Raw genomic sequence first — 21,992 nt, 5'->3', positions numbered from 1 at the left:
GCTCCTCATCGAATGGGTGCCATCCGGTTCGCCAGGATGCGATCCAGATCGGTCAGCGCCCGGGACCAGACCCCGGGCGACGGTACGTAGTGGTTGTAGTAGCTGGCTCCCTCCGCCGGCGGCCCGAACACCGCGACGGCGGTCACCGACCCGGCGGGGGTACGCACGTAGCCGTCCCGGGTCAGGTCCAGCTCACCGGCGCCGCGTCCCGGCCGTGCCCAGCCGAGCAGCGGTCCGGCCGCCGGCTGTCCGAGATTCGCCGAGACGAGCACGTCCACCTCGGTCACCATCGGCTGCTTGAGCGCGGTCGAGCGCAGCTCCCAACCGGTCGCGGTGCGGACCTGCCCGGGCGCCGGTCCCGGACCGAGGTCGAGCACACCCGCCTCGGCGAGCGCGAGCACCTCGGCGATCCGCTCGCGCTGCGGGCCGATCACCGCCCGGTTGACCATCGCGGTGAACACCCGGAAGAAGTCGCGGTGACCACTGTCGGTCAGACCGGGCTCGTCGACCACCCGGCGCAGCGTCTCGCGGTGATCGCGCAGCAGCTCGAGGCGGTCCTTGAGCGGGCTCTCGCCCAGGCCGCGCTCGGCCTCGCCCAGGTCGTACCGGGCCTGCTCGAGAACCTGACCACGCCACTCGGCGTGGTCGTCCCAGGTGCCGGCGGGCCCGAGCAGCCGTCGCACGGTGCGCCGACCGGCCGCGTCCAGGCCGTGCTCCACATCGGCCAGCATCAGCGGCTCGATGTCGCGCCACAGGTCGATCCGACCGTCCTCGGCCCGGGCGCGCAACTCCGCCACCGCGTCCCGGGTCAGGTGCCGGGCGACCGACGGGACGCGCGAGCGGGGCAGCCGGGGCCGCGCCGCGGGCAACCAGCCGGTGCGGTTGACAAGCACGATCCGCGGCTCCCGACCGGAGGGCACGTAGCGGCCCTTCTCGTGCCGCCCGCCCCGGCCCACGGTGAGCGCCGCGACGACGTCCATTCCGGTCAGCCCCGCGCCGAGCACGCCGACTGTCATCGCCGGCCCCACGCCGTCGAGCGAGGACGGAAGCGGATAGGGCTCGCCGATCCACGCCGGATCCGCCGTCGCCCCGGGCTCCGCCGCGACACCGTGGCCGGTGGTGACGATGACCAGATCAACCACGAGTTCGGTACGGTCGTCGAGCGTGACCCGGGCACCGGCGCCGGCCGGCTCGACGGCCGTGGCGACCTGCCTGCGCAGATCCAACCGGACGTTGGCCGGCAGGGTGGCGAGGAGCTCGCCGGCCGCCCAGGTGAGGTATTCGCCGAGCAGCCGCCGGGGCAGAAAGTCGTCGAACCGTATCCCGCGCGGCCCGGTGGGGGTCGGCACCGTGACGCCCCGCTCGCGGCACCAGCGGAACAGGTCCGGCCCGGCGGTGACCGGAGCGTCCGGCACCATCGCCTCGTCGGAGAAGATGGTCAGCTGACCGGCGACGGTGTTGAGCAGCAGATAGTCCGGTTGGTCGGTGTGGTGGATCCCGACGCCGGGCACGCCCGGCTCGACCACGATCAGTTCGACGGGCCGGTCGGGAGCGGAGCGGGCGTACGCGGACACGCGCTCGACGGCCGAGAGGCCGCGTGGTCCACACCCGACCACCGCGATGCGCAGCGCCGTCACCAGCGGCTCGTCTCGCCGAAGAACTCGGGGATGGCGATCGCGGTGCCGTCGCGTCGCGCCGAGTCCAGCACGTACGCCCCGACCGCGAGGTCGAGCACGCCCAGCCCGAACGGCGACACCAGCACGCCGCGGCCCGCCTCGGGGACCCGTTCGCCCCGGACGAACTGCGCGATCGTGCCGTGCACGAAGTCCCGGTTGCCGGTCAGCTGCTCGGCCAGGTGGGGAGAGGTGTTCGCCTTCATGCAGTGCTCGACGTCGTCGAGAACGTTCGTCGCGCCCAGGACGACCTCGGGCGTGAAGTCCCGCAGCGAGACGTTGAGGACCAGCTGGCCGTCGCGCAACGGTCGGTCGATGTACGGTCGCAGCGCGGTCGTCGCGGTCACCACGGTCTGGCAGTCCAGCACCGCGTCCAGGTCACCGCGGCGGGCGCGGACACCCAGGTCGACGACGGCGAAGTCGGCCAGCCGGCCGGCCGACTCGTCGTCCAGGTCGTGCACCACCACGTCGGCGCTCGGGTAGCCGGTCAGGTGCAGGAAGCGCAGGATCGTACGGGCGATGACGCCGGCCCCGACGATGCCGATGGCGCCGGACGGCGGCAGGTGCCGGGCGATCGCGCGGGCGGCGACGGCCGCCGAGGCCGCGGTCCGCGCCGCGCTGATTCCGGCGGCCTCGAGCAGGGCGATCGGATATCCGGTGTCCAGGTCGTTGAGGACCAGCACGGCGGAGGCACGGGGCAGCCCCGCGGAGACGTTGCCCGGGAAGCTGGCGATCCATTTGATCCCCGCGATCTCGGCGTCCGCCAGCTTGGCGGCGGCGGGCAGCGCGATGATCCGCGAGTCCGGACGGTCGGGGAAGCGCAGGAAGTAGCTGTCCGGATTGACCGTGCGGCCGTCGTCGTGGCGCAGGTAGGCGTCCTCGACCAGCTCGACGATGGCGGGCGCGGACGACTCCAGGATGCCTTTGACGATCTTTCCGGGCACTACGTCAAACGAGAACATCGGTGTTTTCCTCCGTAGGGCCGGCGAGGCCCCGGTTGGCGATCCACTCGTCGTCGTAGATCGACTCGAGATACCGCTCCCCGAGGTCGGGTGAGATGGCGACGACTGTGGCGCGAGCGGGAATGACTGTGGAGAGACGTCGCACGGCGGCGAGCACGGTGCCTGTCGATCCGCCCGCCAGCAGCCCGGTGGAGCGGGCCAGCCGGCGGCACTCGGTCACGGTGTCGGCCTCGGCGACGTGGATGACGTCGTCCGGCGCGCACACGTCAAGGATTTCGGGGCGGCGGCTGGTGCCCAGGCCGGGAACGTGCCGGGTGGCGGGTGCGGCGCCGAAGGTGACCGAGCCCAGCGCGTCCACGGCGACGATCCGGGTGTGCGGGCTGTGTCGGTGGAACGCCTGGACACAGCCCATCAGGGTGCCGCCGGTGCCGGTGCCGATGAAGAGGTAGTCGACCCGGTGGAAGGCCCCGAGGATCTCTGGCGCGGTCCGGTCGGCGTGGGCGGCCGGGTTGGCCGGGTTCGCGTACTGGTTGAGCCAGACCAGACCGGGGTCGGCCGCGAGTCGGGCGCGCAGGTGGGCGATCCGCGAGCCGAGGAACCCACCGTTGGCGTCCCGCTCGGTGACCATCTCGACCTCGGCGCCCAGCGATCGCATCGTGGCGATCGCGGCCCGGTTGGTGTTGGGATCGACGACGCAGGTCAGCGCGTAACCCCTGGCGGCGCAGAGGCCTGCCAGCGCGACTCCGAGGTTCCCCGACGTGGACTCGATCAGGCGGCTTGGCGGACGGGCCGGATCCGCGTGCAGCAGGCCGTCCCGCTCGGCGGCTTCGATCATGCCGCGGGCTGCCGTGAATTTGATGCTGCCGGCCGGATTGAGCCCCTCGATTTTCAGATAGAGGTGGCGTAGCGCGCCCATACCGGGCAGATGTAGGAATTGTGGTCCGGGCAGTAGGTCGAAAACGGTTTCGGCTATCAACGCGTCCCCCGAGCGCTTTTCGGAAGCGTCGTCCGCCTCCTTATCCGCAAGGATGCGAGGGGTTCGGCGGCCGGGACAAGGCGGGAGGCTTGTAAGCAACATCACGCCGAGTGATATCCGGTTTGTAGCGATAAAGCCGGATGGCTTTCTGGCGATGCCGTGCTCTCGGCTCGCGGAACGCCGTTGTCCCTGCTCAGCGAGCAGGAAAGGAGGGGTGCCGGAGGAGCGGTGGACCCGGCCGATATTGCGGTCGATCCCAGACTATGGACAGGATCCGGAAATCGACCCGAAACATTCGGCCTTAGTTGTCAACGGGAACAAATATATGGCCGCCGGGTGGGGTCCCCGACGAACTCAGAACAATTTCCCACCAATGAGAGCAATTTACTTCTTCCCATTCGGGCAGCGCGTGCGGTGCCGTCCGGGGGCGCTTCCCGGCGGGCCGGCAGCCAACCGGCGTGGCGGCCGACCGTCGTCGGCCGCGAACACCCGCCGGTAATGCTCGGCCGGCGGCGGTGCGAAGCGCCATTGCCCGGGTATCTGGCGGACATGACCGATCTCTACCCGCCCGCCGACGACCGGGAACTGCTCCGCCAGGCCGCCGCCGCGCACACCGCCGCCACCCGCCAGGTCGAGGCGTTCCTGCGCCGGCTGCCCGAGGTGCCCGACCCGGCCGACGTCACCGAGTACGCCAACCTGCTCACCCGGGAGGACCAGACCCGGGGCGAGCGCGACGCCGCCGCCGACGCGGCGGGGCTGACCATCGGCAGCCTGGAGCCCGACCAGGGCCAGTAGCGACAGGCGACGGTGCCGCCCCGAACCGGGACGGCACCGTCGCGTACGGCGTCACTCAGCGTTCGACGAGAGGGTCGTGCCCGAGGTCGAGCAGCGAGTGCCGCCACGTGTCGTCGGCGTTGCCGCGCCGAGGCTTGGCGTCCATCAGCTCGCGGATACGCTCGACCGCCTCCCGCATCACCTCGATGTCCTCAGGGGTCAGGTCGACCTTGCGCTTGTTGAGCACCTTGAGGATCTCGCGACCCGGCTGAGGCAGGTCGAGGTCCGGGTTCGGGCTGAACGACTCCTCGCCCGAGCCCCGGGTCAGCAGCCAGGTGCGCAGCTGCTCCGACGGGACGTTGACCTCGGCGTGGAAGTCCTCCCAGAGCACTTCCACCTCGGGGTCGAGCCGCGTGTCGCGTACCATCAGGTCTCCTCTCGACGGTGGTGACCCGACGTCTCCGGGTCGTCCTGGTCGGTCTTCGGATGCAGGCCCTCGGCGGGCACCCGCGTGCGGCGCGGGTTCGCGGTCGGGGGCGCCAGGATCGGGTCGGGATGGTCGTCGTCGTCCTCGTCCCGGTGTTTCCCGGACTCCGCGTGCTCGTGCGGGTCCTCGTGGTCGTCTCGTCGCGCGGGCGGAGTCATCGCGGGTGCGTTGTCGTGGCGGCGGTGTACCCCCGCTCGCCCGCGGTCACGTCGAAGCTGAGCTGCCCGTCGCGGGCGTCCACGGTGACCTTCTGCCCGGGCGAGATCGCCGACTCCAGCAGCATCCGCGACAGGTGGTTGTCCACCTCCCGCTGGATGACCCGGCGCAGCGGGCGGGCGCCGAACTCCGGCTGGTAGCCGTGCTCGGCGAGCCAGTCGATGCCGGCGGTGGTGAACTCCACCTGGATGTCCTGGGCGTGCAGCCGACGGCGGGTCTCCTCCAGCAGCAGCGCGGTGATGTCGCGCAACTGCTCGGCCTCCAGCCGCCGGAAGATGATGACCTCGTCGATGCGGTTGAGGAACTCGGGGCGGAAGTTCTCCTGCAGACGGCGCATCAGGCGTTCGCGCAGTTCGTCGTTCTCCTGCTCACTGCCCACGTCCCCGGTGCCGAAGCCGACGGCCCGCTGGGCACCGGTGATCAGCTCGGAGCCGAGGTTGCTCGTCATGATCAGCACGGTGTTCTTGAAGTTCACCGTGCGGCCCTGACTGTCGGTGAGCCGCCCGTCGTCGAGCACCTGGAGCAGGATGTTGAACACGTCCGGGTGCGCCTTCTCGATCTCGTCGAGCAGCACCACCGCGTACGGGCGGCGGCGCACCGCCTCGGTGAGCTGACCGGCCTCCTCGTAGCCGACGTACCCGGGTGGGGCGCCGACCAGCCGGCTGACCGTGTGCCGCTCCTGGAACTCGCTCATGTCCACCCGGACCATCCGGTCCGCCTCGCCGAACAACGCCTCGGCCAGGGCGCGGGCCAGCTCGGTCTTGCCGACGCCTGTGGGCCCGAGGAACAGGAAGCTGCCCATCGGGCGTTCCGGGTCGGCCAGCCCGGCGCGGGAGCGGCGCACCGCCTCGGCCACCGCGGTGACCGCGTCGTCCTGGCCTACCACCTTCTCGTGCAGGTGACCCTCCAGGCGCAGCAGCCGGTCGCGTTCCTCCTCGGTGAGCTGGCTGACCGGAATGCCGGTGGCCCGGGAGACCACCTCGGCGATCTCCTGCGGGCGCACCTCGGGCACCTGCGAGGACGAGCCGTCGGCGCCGTTCGCCCGGCGCATCTCCTCCTCCAGCTCGGAGATCCGGTCCCGCAGCGCCGACGCGCGCTCGTACTGCTCGTCGGTGACGGCCTGCTCCTTGTCCCGGCGTACGTCGTCGAGCTCCTGTTCCAGCTCCCGCACGTCGGACGCCGGGGTGCGGGTACGCAGCCGGACCCGGGCGCCGGCCTGGTCGATCAGGTCGATGGCCTTGTCCGGCAGGAACCGGTCGGTGACGTACCGGTCGGACAGCTCGGCGGCGGCGACCAGGGCCTCGTCGGCGAAGCGCACCTGGTGGTGGGCCTCATACCTGTCGCGCAGGCCGCGCAGGATGGCGATCGTGTCATCGACGCTGGGCTCGGGCACCAGCACCGGCTGGAACCGCCGGGCCAGCGCGGCGTCCTTCTCGATGCTCTTGCGGTACTCGTCGAGCGTGGTCGCGCCGATCACCCGCAGCTCGCCCCGCGCGAGGGCCGGCTTGAGCATGTTGGACGCGTCCATTCCGCCCTCGCTGCCGGCGCCGCCCGCGCCCACCAGGGTGTGGATCTCGTCCAGGAAGATGATCAGCTCGTCGCGGTGCGCCCGGATCTCGTCGATCACCTTCTTGAGGCGCTCCTCGAAGTCGCCCCGGTAGCGGGTGCCCGCCACCAGGCCCGCCAGGTCGAGCTGCACCACGCGCTTGCCGAGCAGGGTCTGCGGCACGTCGCCATCGCAGATCCGCTCGGCCAGGCCCTCGACGATCGCGGTCTTGCCGACACCTGCCTCGCCGATGAGCACCGGGTTGTTCTTCGTCCGCCGGGACAGGATCTCCACGGCCTGTTCGATCTCGTCGGCCCGCCCGATCACCGGGTCGATCTGGTCGGCGCGGGCCAGGTCGGTGAGGTCCTGCCCGTACTGGTCCAGGGTGGGAGTGCCGCGGTCCGGCTTCGGCCCGGTCATCGGGCCGCGCTCGGCGTTGGCGGCCTGCAACGACTCGGGCTGGATCCGGCCGGCGGCCAGCATCCGCCCGGCCGGCGACTCGGGGTTGAGCGGCAGGGCCATCAGGATGTGCTCGGGGCCGATGTAGTTGGCCCCCATCGCCCGGGACAGCTGGTGGGCGTCGAGCAGCGCCCGCTTGGCGGCCGGGGTCAGCGACAGGTTGGGCGGGACCTCCCCGCGGGGTGCGCCGTCGCCCTTGCCGCCCAGCGCGTTGAGCAGCGTGTCCGGGTCGGCGCCGGCCCGGCGTACCAGGTCGCGCAGGGGTTCGCGTTGCAGGGCGGCCCAGAGCAGGTGGTCGGTGTCCAGGTCGTTGCTCTGCCGCTGCGCGGCCCGGCGGGCCGCGTCGGCCAGCATCTCCCGCGCGTCGGCGGTCATCAGTCGGGTGATGTCGACCCGGTGCGGCGGTCGGCGTCCTCCCTCACCCCGGCCGAAGTACCGGGCCAGGAATTCGTCCCACGGGTCGGAGCCGATGTCACCGGGTCCCATCATGTCTGTCCTCCGCAGTCGGGCAGCGGCACGGTCGCCAGGGGCTACCCGGCGCTCGGCCCGACAAACGCCGCACGCGACGGCGCACCTCGCGGTGTGGAGTGGCGTCCGGCCGACGCCGGCCCCGGGTGGCAGGCTGGCGACATGACTGAGAACCCGCTGCTGATCGTGGACGGCGCCAACGTGGTGGGCTCCCGCCCGAACGGGTGGTGGCGGGACCGGGCCGGGGCCGCCGCCCGGCTGAGGGACTCCCTCGCCCCGGTGGCCGCCACCGGTCTGCCCGCGCGTCTGACCGCCCCGGTCGAGGTGGTGCTCGTGGTCGAGGGCGCCGCGCGAGACGTGCCCGGCACGGACGACGTCCGCGTGGTCTCCGCACCCGGCTCGGGCGACGACACAGTTGTCGAGCTGGTGCAGGCGGCGCCGCAGCGCCGTCGACTGGTGGTCACCGCCGACCGGGAGCTGCGCGAGCGGGTCACCGCCCTGGGCGCCGAGGTGTACGGCCCGCGTTGGCTCCGCGACAATTGAGAGATTCTCATGCCGGGAGTTCCCACAGAACGGACTCCCGGCACTTCCGGGGGGTTAACGGTCAGCCGGCCAGGAACACTGACAGGCCGGATGTTCTCCCACGGACGTCAGTAGGCTCTAATGGAGATCTCCCCGCCCCCAGGAGGTTCCGCCGTGGCGAGCGTCGCCGAGCTGAAGGCTGCCATCGATGTCGCCCTCCAACAGATCGGCGACGGGCAGACAGCCGTCCAGGCGGCCGGTGAGAAGTTGGCCGAGGCGCAGCAGACCCTGGCCGGGGCGCTGGAGGGCAGCGGCCACGAGACGGTCGAGGCGGCCCAGGCGTCGCTGACCCAGGCCAGCCAGGAGCTGGAGGAGTGTCTCGCCGCGACACTTGTCGCGGTCGAGCAGGCGCAGCTCTACGTCTCCACCCTGTAGGCCGTCGTGTCCATCATCGAGGACATCGGCGGCCAGGTCCGCGCGGCCAGCGAGGAGTTCCCGGTGGGCCTGCTCGGCCAGGCCCTGGAGAAGTTCGGCCTGGCCGCCGAGCGGCTGCGCTGGGTACGGCAGGAGTCGGCCAACCCGATGGGGGTGCCCGAGCTGTCCGCCGCGACCGAGCACGCCGAGAGCGCCAACTACGCGCTACGGGTGGCACAGGAGCAGTTGTCGGCGTACCTGGCCGCGATCGGGCTGGCCGGCGACGGCGCCCCGGCGCCCCGCCCGCAGCAGCGCGACCCGCGCCACGACGAGGCCCCACCGAACGGACCGACCACTGTGGTGCCGGAGCAGGCGGAGCAGGTGCGGATGCGCCGCTGGTGGTCGGTGCGGGTGGCCGAGTTGACAGGCGGGCGCGACGGCGGTGCCGACGAGCCCGACGAGCGGCTGCGCGACTCGCAGGAGCTGCTGCGCCGGGTCGTCGGCGGGGTACGCGCCGGCGACCGGGACCGGCTGCGCACCGAGCTGCGCCGGGCGTCGGCCGACGTGGGCCTCGGGATGGCCGCGCTCGCGCCGCCGCTGCTGCGGGAGCTGGCAGGTGAGCTGCTGGGGCATCCGCCCCGCGCCGCCGACCTCGGCCGGCTGCGCGGCGAGCTGAACGGGCGTGTGCGGGACCTGCTGCCCGGGTTGCCCCCGCCGGTGCTGGAGACGCTGCTGACCCGAGTGTGCCGGATGCCGCCACCACGCGCGTCGGGGGAGCCGCCACACGCCGCCGACTCCGCGGTGACCGCCGGCGTGGCGACCGGGCTGCTGCTCGCCCGCCTCGGCCGGGACCTGCCCGTCGCCACCGCCACGCCGCCGGCCACCGGGGGCCGAGACGCCGGCGGCGCGAGTCCACGGCCCGCTGAGCAGCGCTCCGGCGGCGCGAGTCCACGGCCCGCCGAGCAGCGCTCCGGCGGCACGAGTCCACGGCCCGCTGAGCCGCGCTCCGGGAAGGCGGCCGCCGAGACGTCCGGCGGTGTGAAGGCGCGTCCGGGCGGGGCGGGCGGTCGTACCGGGCAGGCGTCCGGCGGCGCGGTGCCGCAGCGGAGCACCGGGCTGCCGTCGCGGACGGGCAGCCCGTGGCGGGACGCGCCGGCCCGTCGGGGTTCCGATGGCTGACCGGCGCGGCCAGTTGGCCACCCGGATCCGGGACACCCTCTCCGAGGCGCTGGGCGCCACGCGTACCCGATTGTCGGCGGCCCAGGCCGAGCTGACCGCGGGCCGCGAACGGTTGACCCGGGTCCGGCGGGCGGCCGCCGCCGTACCGCAGCGGGTCGGCGCCCAACGAGACCGTCGCCTCGCCGAGATCGACGCCCGGCACGCCACCCGCATCGCCGAGCTGGCCCGCCACGCCGCCGACGCCGCCCGCCGGGAGGCGCCCGGCTGCGCCGGCGCCGACTGGCCGGGTTGGACGCCGACGCCCACCCGACGGGCCGAGCCGCCCGGCGCGCTGCGGGTCGGCACGGTCCGGATCGACGACGTCGACCCGGTGCCCGCGCTGGTGCCGCTGCTCGACGCCGGGCACGTGCACCTGTCCGGGGACGACCGCGCCGGCTGCGACGCGGTGGTGTCCGCGCTGCTGTTGCGGGCCGTGGGCCGCGCCGACCCGGGCGGGGTACGACTGGTCGGGTACGACCCGGAGCACCTCGGCGGCGGCCTGGCCGGGTTCGCGCCCCTGGGCACCGCGGGGCTGCTCACCTTCGTCGGCCCCGGCGGGTTGGGCCCGCTGCTGGACGACCTGGTCGAGCAGATCCGCCGCATCAACGAGACGGTGCTGGCCGGCGAGCACGGCTCGCTGCGGGAGCTGGCATCGGCGACCGGCCGCCGGCCCGAGCCCTGGCGGGTGGCGGTGCTGCTCGGCGGCGACGAGCTGAACCGGCACGAGCGCGGTCAGCTCGAACGGGTGGTCCGCGCCGGCGTCGCCTGCGGGGTGCACCTGGTGGTCCGGGGCATCCCCCTGCCGGAAGACCCGACGGTGACGCGGGTGGTGACCGAGTCGTCCGGCGCGTGGATCGGCGGCCCGTCCGGCCTGTCGGTCCGGTTGGATCCGCCGCCACCGGCGACGCTTGTCACCGAGACCTGCCGGGAGATCGCGGCCCAGGTCAACGCCGGCCCGCCGCCGACCCCGTTCGCCGACCTGCTGCCTCCGCCGGAGCAGATGTGGCGGGAGGACTCGGCCAGCGGCCTGACCGCCCCAATCGGTGAGGGGCCGCAGGGCCGACCGGTGCGCCTGACCCTTGGCGACTATCCACCGCACGCGCTGATCGGCGGCCCGTCCGGCACCGGCAAGACCAACCTGATCTTCGCGTGGATCGGTGCCCTGGCCGCCCGCTACTCCCCCGCCGAGCTGGAGTTCTATCTGCTGGACTTCAAGGAGGGCGTGTCGTTCGCCCGGTTCGCGCAGGGCCGGCGCGATCCGAGCTGGCTACCGCACATGCGCCTGGTCGGCATCAACGTGAACACCGACCGGGAGTTCGGGCTGGCGCTGCTGCGGTTCCTCACCGAGGAGCTGCGTCGCCGCGCCGACGCCGCCAAGAAGCACGAGGTGACCAAGCTGGCCGAGCTGCGCGCGGTCGACCCGACCGGGCACTGGCCTCGGATCGTCGCCGTTGTCGACGAGTTCCAGATGCTGCTGGCCGGCCGGGACGTGGTCGCCCGGGAGGCCGCCGACCTGCTGGAGGACCTGGCCCGCCGCGGCCGGTCGCAGGGCATCCATCTGGTACTCGCCTCGCAGGACGTGCGGGGCATCGAGGCGCTGTGGGGCCGTCCGGCGTTGGTCGCCCAGTTCACGTTGCGGATCGCGCTGCCCAAGGCATTGCGGATCCTGGCCGAACGTAACGACGCGGCGCAGTCGCTGCCCCGCTGGCACGCGGTGGTCAACGCCGAGTCGGGAATGGTGGAGGGCAACGAGGTCGCCCGGATCCCGTCGGCCAGCGACTGGGAGACGTGGAGCGGCCTGCAACACCGGCTCTGGCGGATGCGCCCGCCGGACGCCGCGCCGGCGCGGCTCTTCGACGGCGACGCGATCCCCCGACTCGACGAGGCCCCGGACTTCCGGGCGCTCGCCGCGCCGGCGGACGGCCGCGCGCCGCGCAACCCGGTGGCCCTGCTCGGCGAGATCATCGACGTGCAGTCCCGCTCGGCGGCGCTGCGCCTGCCCCGCGCGCCCGGGCGCAACCTGGCGGTGCTGGGCACCCGGGTCGACGAGGCGTGCGCGGTGCTCGACTCGGCCGCCCGGTCGCTGGCTCGCCAGCACCCGCCGGGCACCGCCCGATTCTCCATCGCCTGTCTCGACCCGGACGCCGATCCGATCGCCCGCGCGCTCTACGACGACCTGGCCGACGACGCCGCCTGGTACGACGAGGAGACCGTCGGCGAGTTGATGAACGAGACAGCCGATGGGCTGTCCGGCCCCGGGAGCCCGCACTACCTGCTGCTGTTCGCGGTCGACGCGGCGGCCGGGGCGCTGGCCGCGCGCACGGGTCGGCGCACCGGCCTGGAGCAGCTGCGGCGGATCCTGCACGACGGGCCGGAGCGGCGTACCCACGTGCTGGCCTGGTGGCGGGGTGTGGCGCGGATGCGTGCTGACCTGGGCGGCCCGGCAGCACGCACCGACCAGATCGGCGCCTGGGTGGCGCTCGACGCGCACGGCGGCGAGCTGGGCGCTTCCCTCTACCCGGGCACCGGCGGCCCGGACTGGTATCCCCGACCGTGGCGAGGGCTCTTCTTCGACCGGGCGGTGCACCGCACCGGCCAGGTGCTCATCCCCTATGGACCGTCGCGATGAACCAGCCGGTGAGCAGTGACACGTACACGGCGCAGCTGCGGCGACTGGCCGAACTGACCGCCCGGGTTCGCGAGCAGCGCGCCGAGGCGCACACGTGGTACGAACGGCAGTGCGCGGCGGCCGAGCGGGCCGTCGCCGACGCTGACGACCAGGTACGCCGCGCCGAGGAGGAACTGGTCGCGGCCCGCGAGGAGCAGGAACGGATCGACGCCGAGGTGGCGCACCTGTGGCAGCAGGTCCGCGCCCGGCTGGGCGTTCGCCGTCTCGGCGCTCCGCCCGCGCCGACGAACGGCAGTGCGGCAGGCGAGCCGGTGGCGCTGCTCGGCCGTGCCCGGGACCTGCTCGACCGGGCGGGGCAGCCGGGTGAGCTGCCGGGTTCGGTGAACCCGCTGCTGGCGCTCTGCGGGGTGGCCGGCGCGGTGGTGGCGTACGCGCTGGGGGCGGGCGCGCGGGCGCTCGGCGTCGGGTACGGCGGCGACCTCGCGGTCGGATTGCCGGTGCTGGCGCTTGTGGTGACCCTGCTCGGGCCGCTGATCGGCCTCGTGCCGGCGCGGGTGCTGGCCGACCGCCGGCACGCGGTCCTCGGCCCGCGCCCGATCACCGTGGTCCTCGGCGCGGGGGTGCTCGCGACCGCGCTGCTGCTGGTGCTCGGCCGCTGACCCGCCAGGGGGGTGATCGACTCGGTTTCCTGGAGACCGCGCTGTCCGAGCCCTCCAGACACCGCGACTTCAGGGAAACCGAGTCGATCACCGCCAGCGGGCAGGCTCAGGCCGGGACGAGTACCGCCTCGCGCAGCAGGCGGCGGGCCAGGGTGACCCGGTCGGCGTCGTCGGGCAGACCCGGCAGGTCACCGACGCGGGTGACCGTGCCGCTGAGCAGGGCGCGGGCCGCCGGCTCGCAGTCCGCCGGCAGGGTGATGGTGCGGTCGAACAGGCGCAGCGCCACCTGGTCGTCCCCGTGCGGCACGAGCTGCCAGCGCAGGCCCGGCCGCAGGGTGAGCAGGGAGTCGGCGTCCAACGCGGCCACGGCGCCGGCCTGGGCGAGTGGCCGGATCGGCGCCGGTCGGGCGGCCGGCCAGGCGCGCTGACGCAGTCGCGCCGCCACGGCGGCCGGGTCGGCGCGTAGCAACCAGTCGCGCAGCGCCTCCACCGTCTCGGTCAGCTCCGGCTCGATGGCGTCGGGGTCGGCCACGTCGGTGCCGAACGGCAGGCTGGCCCGCAGACGCCGGTCCTCCGCGGCCAGCGCCAGCAGCTCCTCGACCAGGGCGTAGCGGGTCAACGCGCGGATGCCCACGGTCAGGTGCAGCGAGCTGGCGTCCTGGGCCTGCGCGCTGTGCAGCCAGCCACGGGGCAGGTAGAGGGCATCGCCGGGGGCGAGCACCACGTCCAGCGCGGCGGGACCCTGCGCGGTGGCGGAGACCTCGTCGGCGCGACCGCCCCACGTCTGCTTCTCCAGCGGGTCGGGCAGCACGGGTGGGTGGATCCGCCAGTGCTTGCGGCCGTCGACCTGGAGCACGAACACGTCGTGGGTGTCGTAGTGGGTGGCGAAGCCCTGACTTCCGGCCGGCGTGAGGTAGGCGTTGATCTGCAGCGGCTGGTTCAGCGCGAGGCCCAGATCGCGGGCGAAGTCGACGAGCGGCGGCCAGATCCGGTGCAGGCCCTGCACCACGAGGGTGGCACCGGCCGCGTACTGCTCCAGGACCCGCTCGTCGAGCACCTGGTCGCCGATCTCGGCGCCGGCGCCGCCGCCGCCGGTCCAGCGCGCCGCCGGCACGAGCTGGCCGTCCTTGGCGATCCGCAGGAACGGGGTACGCAGACCCCGCCGGCTGAGCAGCTCGTCGGCGTCGGCGGGGCTGAACAGGTCGGTGAAGCCGGACGGGTCGGGCAGCTCGGCGGCGCGGGACAGCAGCGGGGTGTGTCCCCAGTGCGCGGCGGCGAACTTGGCCGGCTCGACCGAGACACAGCGGGCCAGCGCGGCGCTCGCGGACGAAACCGCCGGGCGGCCGTGGCCGCCCGGCGGGTCGAGGTGCGTCATGACGGTCCGTTACCGGGCGCTGCCGTCGGCGCCGCCATCCTGCTGCCCGGGGGTCGCGCCGCCGTCGGCCGGACCCTCCGCGCCACCGTCCGCGCCGCCGTCCTGGTGACCCGGGGTCGCGCCGCCGTCGGCCGGACCCTCCGCGCCGCCATCGGCGCCGCCGTCCTGGTGACCCGGGGTCGCGCCGCCGTCGGCCGGACCCTCCGCGCCACCGTCCGCGCCGCCGTCCTGGTGACCCGGGGTCGCGCCGCCGTCGGCCGGGCCCTCCAGGCCGCCGCCGCCAGTGGTCTGCATGTCATCGTCGTTGAGTGCCATCGGTACTCCCTCGGGTGTGCCGCCCCGCCGTACGCCGGGGTCCGTCGTGCTGCGGGTGGTACCCCACGCGCGATCTTCTCTAACCCACACCGTAGACGCCGAACCGGGGCGACACGGGCGGTTCGCGGCCGGTCGCGGTTGGTGTCAGGATGGGTGGGTGATCCTGGTGGGCACCTCCGGTTGGCAGTACCGGGACTGGCGAGGCCGCTTCTACCCGCAGGGGCTGCCGCAGCGACTCTGGTTGGAGCACTTCGCGGAGGGCTTCGCCACCGTCGAGGTCAACAACGCCTTCTACCGGCTGCCGGAGCGGGAGACCTTCGCGGCGTGGCGGGAACGGACACCTGGGGACTTCTGCGTGGCGGTGAAGATGAGCCGCTACCTCACCCACATCAAGCGTCTGCGGGATCCGGCCGAGCCGGTGGCGCGGTTCCTCGGCCGGGCGACGGCCCTCGGCGACCGGCTCGGGCCGGTGCTGCTGCAACTGCCGCCGAACCTGCGGGCGGACGTCGACGCGCTCGACGCGACGCTGCGGCTGTTCCCGGCCGAGGTTCGGGTGGCGGTGGAGCCGCGACACCCGTCGTGGTGGACCGACGCCACACGTGCCGTCCTGGAACGGCGACGGGCGGCGCTGGTCTGGGCGGATCGCCTCGGTCGTCCGGTGGCCCCTCGGTGGCGTACCACCGACTTCGGCTACCTGCGGCTGCACGAGGGACGGGCCCGACCGTGGCCGCACTACGGGCGTACCGCGCTCGCCTCGTGGGTCCGCCGGCTCACCGACGCGTTCGGCGCGGACGAGCCGGCGTACGTCTATTTCAACAACGACCCCGGCGGCGCGGCCGTCACCGACGCCGTGGCCTTCGCGGCGCTGGCCCGCGAGGCCGGTCACCAGGTGACGCGGGTGCCCTCCGCAGCCGAGGCAGACACGTCGCAGCGCTGAGCCCGCCCGACGGCGTCGTCGGACGGGCTCACGGTGTCACGGGGTCACGGCATGAACGTGGCGAGATCCTTCGGCATGGTGTCCTTCACGTCCTGCCACTCACCCTGGGTGACGTGCCGACGCAGGGTGTCCAGCACCACCTGCGTCACCCGCTCGGCGCCGCCCTCGGCGTCGTACGGGAAGCCCTGGCGGACCTCGTAGAGGAAGTCGTCGCGGTTGAGCTTGATCGGCACGTCCGACGGGTTCCAGCCGTCGAAGTAGATCCCCCGGACCAGCACCGGCAACTGCTGGGCGAACTCGACGCTCTCGTTGACCGCCAACCTGTCGCGCAGCAGGTGCAGCACAGTGCGCAGCGCCGCGTACGACTGGTTGCGCCGCTCCTTCGGCCACCCGTAGGCGGACTCGATGTCCTTGAGGATCAGGTTCGTCTTGTCCAGTGAGCTCTCGAAAGCGGAGATCATCGCGTCAGCCATCGGTCGACCCCCGTTCCGTGGTGTCCCACCGTCGGTCGTCAGCGCGTCGCGGTGGTCCCACCGGGCCACGACGGGCCCGTACCGGGCTGCCCTGCGGGGCGCGCCGGGCGTTGTCGGCCGCGCCTACCACGTGCAGGACGGCGCCACGCCGTCGATCTGTCACCACTCGAGCCGTCATCCCCGTCACCTCCGTGTCGTCTCGGGCGTCGGCCGCTACCGCGCGGCCGTACCCACCATGTCCACCGTGCCGCTCGGTCGGGTGAGCCGACCCCACCCGGATCGGGTGAGGTCAGCCGGCTTCGAGGAGCCCGACGAGGGTCTTCGCGTTCGTCTGGGCGTAGTCGCGGTAGCAGTTGTTCATCAAAACGTGGGTCTGCCCGGCGGAGTCGGCCAGCTCGCGCAGCTTCGGCGCCCAGTCGGCCAGCTCCCGCTTCGAGTAGTGGTAGCCGAACTTCTCGTGGATGTCCTTGCTGGTCCACTTGTCGCTGTGGCCGTGGAACCGCATCACCGCGAGGTCCCCGGTGGCCGCCAGCACCGGGGGCACCGACGAGCGGTGGCCCTGCGGCATGTCCACGCAGACGTACGGAAGGTGGTGCTCGCGCAGGAAGGCGAGGGTCTCGTCGGCGTTGTCGCCGTCGAACCAGGAGGCGTGGCGGAACTCGAACGCCGGGCGCAGTGGCGCGCAGCGCTTCGCCACCTCCAGCAGGTACTGCTTGTTGGCCCGCTTGATCGTGAACCACGGGGGGAACTGGAACAGCAGCGCACCGAGCTTGCCCGCCTCGACGAGCGGGTCCAGCGCGGACAGGAAGCGCGTCCACACCTCCTCGTACGCCTGCGCGGGCAGGTCGTCGGGGTAGACGTTCTTCTTGTCCGTCTCGGGCCGCAGGTCCTTGTACAGCGCGCTGACCCGGGTGGGATGGCCGGTGAGGAGGCTGAACGCCTTGATGTTGAACGTGAAGCCGGCCGGGGTGCGCTCGGCCCACAGCCGAGCGGTCGCCTCGGCGGGCGGTGAGTAGTAGGTGGCGTCCACCTCGACCAGCGGGAACTGGCGGGCGTAGTACGCCAGACGCTTCTCCGGGTTGTCGGCGGTCTGCGGGTACCAGCCCGAGTCGAGCAGTGTGCGGTCGGTCCAGGACGCGGTGCCCACCAGAATGTCACCCATGGGGAAAGTCCATCGTGTCGTGGACCGACCGGCAACCGCTGCCGTCGCTCAGGCCGCCCGTCGCTCGCGGGTCTGCTTGCAGGTCACGCACGTGGTGGCGGCCGGGAAGATCTCCAGCCGCTCCACCGGGATCGCCGCCGAGCAGCCCTCGCACCAGCCGTACGTGCCCTCGGCGAGGCGGCCCAGGGCGTGCTCGTACTGGGTGCGCCGGTCGAGGATGGTGCGCAGCAGGGACTGCGCGGTGTCCCGCTCGGCCGTCTTGGTGCCGCTGTCGGCCTGGTCGTCGCCGGCGGTGTCACCGACCTCCACCAGACGCAGCACCTGGCTCTGCAGCACGGCCTGCTCGTACTCGGCGGTCAGGTCGTCGTAGCGCGCCTGCAGGGAGTGCCGGATCTGGTCGATCTCCGTCTGGGACCGGCCCGTACCGACCGTGTCGTGGACGAGCATCGCTGCCTGCCTTTCCTGGGCCTGGTGGCTCAAGGTGAACCGGGTGCCGGCGGCGTGGGCCCCGGTCAACGGTCGCATCCGGTACACGGGCAATTACCCGCGCTCTGTGAGCCGGGCGAGTACCCGCCGGAAACGACACGCAAACCGGCGATTTCTCAGCCGTCCCCGGTCTCCACGAGGGCGGGGTGGCGGCTGTCGTCGGCCCGTACGACCACGTCGGCGAAGCTCGCGGGGACCACCTCCTCGGCGTACCTGTCGAAGGCCGGCAGCGTCCACTCGTCGGCCGCTTCGGTGCGCCGGCGCAACGCCGCCGGGGACAACTGAAGGTGGACTGTCACGTCGAAGGGCAGTGCGCCGCCGAGCAGGAGCGCGCCGCTGACCAGGACCACGCCGCCGGGTGGCAGGTCGACGTAGCGGGCGCGGCTGGCCCGGTCGGCGGTGGCGTCCCACAGTGACGGCAGCACCCGCCCGTCGCCGCCGGGGCCGGCCGGGTCGAGCACCTCGCGGCGCAGGCCGGCCTCGTCGCTCCAGCCCTCGTAGTAGGCGTCCGGGTTGGTACGGCCGAGCTCGAAGCGCAGCGACGCGGGCCGGAGGAAGTCGTCGGCGCGCACGTGCAGGACCGGACGGCCCCGGGCGCGCAGCGGGTCGACAAGCGCGGCGGCTAGCGCGTCCGGGCCGGCGGCGGGGGCGCCGTCGACCGCCACGCGCAGCCGGGCGGGCTCGACGGCGCGGGAGGCGTCGGCGAGTCGGGCGGTCAGTTCGGCGACGAGCAGGTCCGGCGAGATGGGACGGATGGGCACCGCACCATCCTGCCCCGCGCCGCGCGGGCGGTCGTCGTCGGTCAGCCGGTGCGGTCGACAGTGACGCGGGCGTCGTCGGCCAGTCGGTAGCCGACGCCGTACACGGTGGTGACCAGGGGAACGTCCACGCCGACCTTGCCGCGCAGCCGCCGCACGTGCACGTCCACGGTACGGACACCGGCGTGCTCGTAGCCCCACACGGCGTTGAGCAGTTGCAACCGGGTGAACACCCGGCGGGGGTGGGCGACCAGATGCAGCAGGAGGTCGAACTCCAGCCGGGTCAGCGGCAGCGGCTCGTCGTCGCGCAGCACCGACCGGGACGACGCGAGGATGTGCAGGGCGGGGATCGTCGGGGTGAGGGCTCGGGCGGCTGCCCGGTTGGCCGGCACTCCGTCGGCGCGCCGCTCGGCCGGAACGGAGCTGGTGATCACGGCCTCGCCCCGTTCCAGCATCTCGCGGGCGGCTTCGAGCAGCCGCCGGGCCGGCGGGGTCAGCGACTCCTCACAGGCCAGCGGGATGGACAGCGTCACGGTGAGCATGGGCGCGGCGGTGTTCGTCGGGCGGCGTTGACCGCCGGGAGGTCGACCGGGCACCGCGGGTTGGGACGTATGCCATCCGGCGCGCGACGAGGCGGGGCTGACCGACATGGTCCTCCTTGGGCTGGTCCGGGTATCTCCCCACGGCCCGGGACGCCGCTTCATCGATGCTTCCGGGCACCCGGGCGAGGGTCAAGAGGCGGCTGCGTTGCATGAATGTGACAATTGACGAACACATCGGAGCCAGACGCTCGCTCTGCGTACGAAGCCAGATGATTACAGCAGAGCCGCCGGGATGCCCCGTTACGGGGGTCCCCGTCCTGTTCACCGTGCCGTCGCGCATCGCCCCCGGACCGCCGCGGACCGCCGCTCAGCGGTTGTGGTCGACGCTGATCCGGGCCTCGTCGCCCAGCCGGTAACCCACCCCGTAGACGGTGGTGACCACCTCGGCTCCGGCCAGCTTGGCGCGCAGGCGCCGCACGTGCACGTCAACGGTGCGGGCCACCGCGTGTTCGTAGCCCCAGACGTTCGACAGCAGCTGGAGGCGGGTGAAGACCCGGTGCGGACGCTCGGCGAGGAAGAGCAGCAGGTCGTACTCGATGCGGGTCAGCGCGACCACCCGGTCGCCGCACCGGACCACCCGCGAGCCGGCCAGGATGTGCACGTCGGCCCCGTCGGGGTCGGCGGCGGGGCGCGACAGCGGACGCGGCAGCGGCGCTACGTCGTCGGCGAGGCCCAGCCGCCCCTCCCCGGCCTCGGCCAGTTCGCCGAGCAGCTGCACCAGCCGGGCCAACCGGGGGTTCATCGGCCCGGGGGCCAGGTCGAGGGTGATGGTCAGGGTCGGGCCGGTACGCGGGCGGACGGCGGCCCGACCCGGGTGACCCGGCGAATAGGGACGGGTGGGGATCGCGACGACGGACATCGTGCCTCCTGAGATGGCGGTACGCCCGCCACGCCGGGTGCGGCGTGGCGGATCAGCGGCGCGCCCAGCCGGCGGTGACCGGGGACGCGAGGGGGGATGCGCGGTGCAGTGGGGTGGGGCCGAGCGCCGGCAGGCCGGCGATGCGCCAGGCGGCGAAACCGCCGTCGACGTCGGTGGCGCGGTGCAGGCCGATGTCCTGCAACGCGGCGGCGGCCAGCGACGAGGTGTAGCCCTCCTGGCAGAGGATCACCACCGGCACGTCGTAGTCGACCGCCTCGGGCAGTCGGGCCGGGCAGCGCGGGTCGAAGCGCCACTCCAGCACGTTGCGCTCGATCGTGAGCGAGCCGGGCACGACGCCGTGCGCGGCGCGCTGCGCGGCCGGCCGGATGTCGACGAGCAACGCGCCGGCCCGGTACGCCAGGTGCGCTCGCTCCGGGTCGAGACGGTCGAGGCGGGCTCGCGCGGCGGCCAGGAGCTCGTCGATGCCCCGGGAGCCCGGCGGTGGCACGGGCGCCGGACAGTGCTCGGCGGTGAGCTGCATTATCGGTTCCTTCCGGTGACGAGGGGGCGGTGCGAACGAGAGGCTCACCAGGACCGGCCGGCCTCGGCGACCTCGGCGACCCGCAGGCGGCCGTCGAGGAGGTGGTAGCGGGTCATCCGGCGCAGCGCCGGCCGGTAGACGTGCACGCTGACCGCCGGCTCCGGGCCGCGGTTGGTGACCTGATGGACGTGGCGAGCGCCGAAGCGGCGGCCGGCGCCGGCGGGCAGCAGACGAGGGCGCAGTTCTCCCCGCGCGACCGTCTCCTCGGTGAGGGCGCCGGCGACCACCCGGAAAGCGCCGGCGGAGCCGCCGTGGTCGTGCAGGTCGGTGCCCTGGCCGGGCAGCCAGCTCAGGGCCCACACCTCGTGGTCGTCGGCGGTGGCGAGCCGGGCGTACCAGCGCTCGATGGGGTCGAAGCGCAGCGCGACCGGCCAGCCGGCCGGGTCGGCCCACCGGGCGGCGACGGCAAGCAGGTCAAGAGCCAGGCGATCGTGGGTCATCGGTGGTTCCTCAGCGGGTCGTTCGGCGGGGTGCCCCCGTACTCTAGCCGGCAAACCCTATAGGTTTAGTAGGTAATTCCACATGCCGGGAGGCGATCCGCACGTCCGCTCGGGCTCAGCGCAGGATCGGGGGGTCCACCCGGTAGCCGGGCAGCGACGGCCATCGCACGGTCAGCACCACCGAGGCCCGCTCCGCGTACCAGGAGTGATCAACTCCCCGCGCCCACACCACGTAGTCGCCGGGAATGGCCAGCCGTACCGTCCGGTCCGGCAGTTCGACACGGAAGCACCCGTCGACAAGCACCAGCAGCGTGGTGCGGCGCTCACCTGTCGCCCACCGTGAGCGGGCCTCTCCGGGCGGATGCACGCCCCACTTCACCTCGACGTCGGTGCTGTGCCGGATCTCGTCCGGCGGCGCGAAGTGCCCGAGCAGCCAGCCCCCGTTGCCGGCGCCGTCCACGCCCGCGTTGCCCACGTAGACCGTCTCGCCCATCGAAGCCTCCCCCACCGCGTCGGCCGAGCAACCTATCAGGACCTCGGCGACTACCCTGGACCGGTGACCGAGGACCTTGACGCCGAGACGCTGGCGTTCGCGCACCGGATGTTCGACCTGGCCCGGGCGGGCTCCACCGAGGAGCTGGCCGCCCAGGTCGACGCCGGCCTGCCGGTCAATCTGACCAACGACAAGGGCGACACGCTGCTGATTCTTGCCGCCTACCACTCCCACCCGGACACGGTGGCCGCCCTGCTGGCCCGCGGCGCGGACCACACGCGGGCCAACGACCGCGGGCAGACCGCGCTCGCCGCAGCGGTCTTCCGCAGCAGCGCCGACGCCGTCCGCGCGCTGCTCGCCGCCGGCGCCGACCCGGCGCACGGCACCCCGTCGGCGATCGAGACCGCGCAGTTCTTCGACCTGCCGGAGATGGCCGCTCTGCTGCGGGCCGGCTGACGCGGCCAGGGTCGGGCCGGTATACAGGGTCG

25 protein-coding genes are annotated in these 21,992 nt (G+C 73.4%); 8 read left to right on the top strand and 17 right to left on the bottom strand.

The window, feature by feature from the left end:
- Positions 1-5 precede the first annotated feature (5 nt).
- Genes AB0K10_RS20780 through sbnA form a run of 3 tightly spaced genes read right to left on the bottom strand, consistent with a single transcriptional unit; the run spans position 6 to position 3,551 of the window.
- Positions 6-1,637, bottom strand: a complete 1,632-nt coding sequence (locus tag AB0K10_RS20780) for an FAD/NAD(P)-binding protein (RefSeq protein WP_363685725.1) — start codon at positions 1,635-1,637, stop codon at positions 6-8.
- Positions 1,634-2,635, bottom strand: a complete 1,002-nt coding sequence (sbnB, locus tag AB0K10_RS20775; protein WP_363685724.1) for a 2,3-diaminopropionate biosynthesis protein SbnB — start codon at positions 2,633-2,635, stop codon at positions 1,634-1,636. The genes AB0K10_RS20780 and sbnB overlap by 4 nt, the downstream gene beginning before the upstream one ends.
- The gene (sbnA, locus tag AB0K10_RS20770) at positions 2,622-3,551 is read right to left on the bottom strand and encodes a 2,3-diaminopropionate biosynthesis protein SbnA (RefSeq protein WP_363685722.1); all 930 of its coding nucleotides are present in this window, start codon (positions 3,549-3,551) and stop codon (positions 2,622-2,624) included. Before sbnA ends, sbnB begins: the two co-directional genes overlap by 14 nt.
- Positions 3,552-4,160: 609 nt before the next feature.
- Here sbnA and AB0K10_RS20765 point away from each other — a divergent pair.
- Positions 4,161-4,406 carry a hypothetical protein gene (locus tag AB0K10_RS20765; protein WP_266241928.1) on the top strand — a complete coding sequence of 82 codons (246 nt, stop codon included), beginning with the start codon at positions 4,161-4,163 and terminating at the stop codon, positions 4,404-4,406.
- 55 nt (positions 4,407-4,461) lie between these two features.
- On the opposite strand, the gene AB0K10_RS20760 is transcribed toward AB0K10_RS20765, so the two are convergent.
- From AB0K10_RS20760 to AB0K10_RS20750, 3 genes are read right to left on the bottom strand one after another with little or no spacing between them, the layout of a single operon-like run.
- Entirely contained in the window at positions 4,462-4,812 is a 351-nt protein-coding gene (locus tag AB0K10_RS20760; RefSeq protein ID WP_363685720.1) for a DUF3140 domain-containing protein, read from the bottom strand.
- Positions 4,812-5,030 carry a hypothetical protein gene (locus AB0K10_RS20755; RefSeq protein WP_363685718.1) on the bottom strand — a complete coding sequence of 73 codons (219 nt, stop codon included), beginning with the start codon at positions 5,028-5,030 and terminating at the stop codon, positions 4,812-4,814. Before AB0K10_RS20755 ends, AB0K10_RS20760 begins: the two co-directional genes overlap by 1 nt.
- Positions 5,027-7,582 carry an ATP-dependent Clp protease ATP-binding subunit gene (locus AB0K10_RS20750; RefSeq protein ID WP_363685716.1) on the bottom strand — a complete coding sequence of 852 codons (2,556 nt, stop codon included), beginning with the start codon at positions 7,580-7,582 and terminating at the stop codon, positions 5,027-5,029. The genes AB0K10_RS20755 and AB0K10_RS20750 overlap by 4 nt, the downstream gene beginning before the upstream one ends.
- 141 nt (positions 7,583-7,723) lie before the next feature.
- Between AB0K10_RS20750 and AB0K10_RS20745 the strand changes: the two genes are divergently transcribed.
- The 5 genes from AB0K10_RS20745 to AB0K10_RS20725 all read left to right on the top strand — a co-directional run bounded on the left by AB0K10_RS20745 (position 7,724) and on the right by AB0K10_RS20725 (position 13,003).
- Positions 7,724-8,104, top strand: coding sequence for a hypothetical protein (locus AB0K10_RS20745; RefSeq protein WP_234582026.1), 381 nt, complete (start codon positions 7,724-7,726; stop codon positions 8,102-8,104).
- Positions 8,105-8,257: 153 nt separating this feature from the next.
- Complete coding sequence (locus tag AB0K10_RS20740) at positions 8,258-8,518, top strand: hypothetical protein (protein ID WP_007076395.1); 261 nt, start codon at positions 8,258-8,260, stop codon at positions 8,516-8,518.
- Between the two features lie 6 nt (positions 8,519-8,524).
- Positions 8,525-9,676, top strand: coding sequence for a hypothetical protein (locus AB0K10_RS20735; protein WP_363685714.1), 1,152 nt, complete (start codon positions 8,525-8,527; stop codon positions 9,674-9,676).
- Positions 9,669-12,344, top strand: coding sequence for an FtsK/SpoIIIE domain-containing protein (locus AB0K10_RS20730; RefSeq protein WP_363685712.1), 2,676 nt, complete (start codon positions 9,669-9,671; stop codon positions 12,342-12,344). Before AB0K10_RS20735 ends, AB0K10_RS20730 begins: the two co-directional genes overlap by 8 nt.
- On the top strand, positions 12,341-13,003 hold the full coding sequence (locus tag AB0K10_RS20725; protein WP_363685710.1) for a hypothetical protein: 663 nt from the start codon (positions 12,341-12,343) through the stop codon (positions 13,001-13,003). The genes AB0K10_RS20730 and AB0K10_RS20725 overlap by 4 nt, the downstream gene beginning before the upstream one ends.
- Before the next feature lie 106 nt (positions 13,004-13,109).
- Here AB0K10_RS20725 and AB0K10_RS20720 read toward each other — a convergent pair whose 3' ends face one another.
- Both AB0K10_RS20720 and AB0K10_RS20715 read right to left on the bottom strand, forming a co-directional pair.
- The gene (locus AB0K10_RS20720; protein WP_363685708.1) at positions 13,110-14,378 is read right to left on the bottom strand and encodes a cupin domain-containing protein; all 1,269 of its coding nucleotides are present in this window, start codon (positions 14,376-14,378) and stop codon (positions 13,110-13,112) included.
- Between the two features lie 9 nt (positions 14,379-14,387).
- Positions 14,388-14,693: a hypothetical protein gene (locus AB0K10_RS20715; protein ID WP_007459745.1), complete on the bottom strand. Its 306-nt coding sequence runs from the start codon at positions 14,691-14,693 to the stop codon at positions 14,388-14,390.
- A 157-nt stretch (positions 14,694-14,850) separates the two neighbouring features.
- Here AB0K10_RS20715 and AB0K10_RS20710 point away from each other — a divergent pair, with 157 nt between their 5' ends.
- The gene (locus AB0K10_RS20710; protein WP_363685706.1) at positions 14,851-15,630 is read left to right on the top strand and encodes a DUF72 domain-containing protein; all 780 of its coding nucleotides are present in this window, start codon (positions 14,851-14,853) and stop codon (positions 15,628-15,630) included.
- A gap of 44 nt (positions 15,631-15,674) precedes the next feature.
- Here AB0K10_RS20710 and AB0K10_RS20705 read toward each other — a convergent pair whose 3' ends face one another.
- The 9 genes from AB0K10_RS20705 to AB0K10_RS20665 form a co-directional block, all read right to left on the bottom strand.
- Positions 15,675-16,103 carry a DUF2267 domain-containing protein gene (locus tag AB0K10_RS20705; protein ID WP_363685704.1) on the bottom strand — a complete coding sequence of 143 codons (429 nt, stop codon included), beginning with the start codon at positions 16,101-16,103 and terminating at the stop codon, positions 15,675-15,677.
- 289 nt (positions 16,104-16,392) lie between these two features.
- A complete protein-coding gene (locus AB0K10_RS20700) occupies positions 16,393-17,265 on the bottom strand; it encodes a DUF72 domain-containing protein (RefSeq protein WP_363685702.1) in 873 nt (290 codons plus the stop codon).
- A gap of 48 nt (positions 17,266-17,313) precedes the next feature.
- A complete protein-coding gene (locus AB0K10_RS20695; RefSeq protein ID WP_363685700.1) occupies positions 17,314-17,712 on the bottom strand; it encodes a TraR/DksA C4-type zinc finger protein in 399 nt (132 codons plus the stop codon).
- Between the two features lie 155 nt (positions 17,713-17,867).
- Positions 17,868-18,512: a uridine kinase gene (locus tag AB0K10_RS20690; protein WP_363685698.1), complete on the bottom strand. Its 645-nt coding sequence runs from the start codon at positions 18,510-18,512 to the stop codon at positions 17,868-17,870.
- A gap of 41 nt (positions 18,513-18,553) precedes the next feature.
- Positions 18,554-19,159 carry a winged helix-turn-helix domain-containing protein gene (locus AB0K10_RS20685; RefSeq protein WP_363685696.1) on the bottom strand — a complete coding sequence of 202 codons (606 nt, stop codon included), beginning with the start codon at positions 19,157-19,159 and terminating at the stop codon, positions 18,554-18,556.
- 259 nt (positions 19,160-19,418) lie between these two features.
- Complete coding sequence (locus tag AB0K10_RS20680) at positions 19,419-19,970, bottom strand: winged helix-turn-helix domain-containing protein (RefSeq protein ID WP_363685694.1); 552 nt, start codon at positions 19,968-19,970, stop codon at positions 19,419-19,421.
- Between the two features lie 52 nt (positions 19,971-20,022).
- Positions 20,023-20,511: a rhodanese-like domain-containing protein gene (locus AB0K10_RS20675; protein ID WP_363685692.1), complete on the bottom strand. Its 489-nt coding sequence runs from the start codon at positions 20,509-20,511 to the stop codon at positions 20,023-20,025.
- A 44-nt stretch (positions 20,512-20,555) separates the two neighbouring features.
- On the bottom strand, positions 20,556-21,011 hold the full coding sequence (locus AB0K10_RS20670) for a cysteine dioxygenase family protein (protein WP_363685690.1): 456 nt from the start codon (positions 21,009-21,011) through the stop codon (positions 20,556-20,558).
- A gap of 115 nt (positions 21,012-21,126) precedes the next feature.
- Positions 21,127-21,504, bottom strand: coding sequence for a signal peptidase I (locus tag AB0K10_RS20665; RefSeq protein WP_363685688.1), 378 nt, complete (start codon positions 21,502-21,504; stop codon positions 21,127-21,129).
- A 63-nt stretch (positions 21,505-21,567) separates the two neighbouring features.
- Between AB0K10_RS20665 and AB0K10_RS20660 the strand changes: the two genes are divergently transcribed.
- Positions 21,568-21,960 (top strand): ankyrin repeat domain-containing protein, encoded by a 393-nt coding sequence (locus AB0K10_RS20660; protein WP_363685686.1) that lies wholly within the window; start codon positions 21,568-21,570, stop codon positions 21,958-21,960.
- Positions 21,961-21,992 lie beyond the last annotated feature (32 nt).

This window comes from Micromonospora sp. NPDC049274 (genome assembly GCF_040678875.1).
Lineage (GTDB): Bacteria > Actinomycetota > Actinomycetes > Mycobacteriales > Micromonosporaceae > Micromonospora.
Note: the sequence above shows the minus strand (reverse complement) of the source record. Positions and strands in the feature narration are given on the sequence as shown.